Raw genomic sequence first — 522 nt, forward strand, 5'->3', positions numbered from 1 at the left:
ATGCAGTTCGGTCATGGCAAGCCCTCCAGCGATCCGTGCCACACCACCTTGCAGCTCTCCTTCAGGCCCAACGCCGGAACACGAGGGACGTGTTGACACCACCAAATGCGAAGTTGTTGGTCATAACGTACTCCGCCTCGAGCGGCCGTACTTCATCCATGATGTAGTCGAGTTCCGCGCAGCGGGCATCCACCTTCTTCAGATTTATGGTCGGCGCGAACCAGTTTCGCTTCAGCATCTCGATGGTCATCCAGGCCTCCAGGCTGCCGCAGGCCCCCAGGGTGTGCCCCATGTAGCTCTTGAGTGAACTGATGAGTACCGGCTTTCCCAGAGCAACCTTGGTTGCGTGCGACTCGGCAACATCGCCCACATCGGTAGCAGTGCCATGGGCGTTTACATAGCCGATCGCTTCGCCCGGCAGACCACAGTCCGCCATCGCGAGCCGAATGGCCATCGTCATCGTATTCTTCGAGGGTTGCGTGACGTGTTGCCCATCGCTGTTGGTTGCAAAGCCGACCACCT

1 pseudogene is annotated in these 522 nt (G+C 59.0%); it reads right to left on the reverse strand.

Features of this window, described 5'->3' with window-relative positions:
- Positions 1–61: 61 nt before the first annotated feature.
- A pseudogene (locus tag AABW11_RS20030) lies at positions 62–522 on the reverse strand (beta-ketoacyl-ACP synthase); the annotation flags it as partial.

The sequence above is a fragment of the Rhodohalobacter sp. 8-1 genome (assembly GCF_038150125.1).
GTDB lineage: Bacteria > Bacteroidota > Rhodothermia > Balneolales > Balneolaceae > SW132.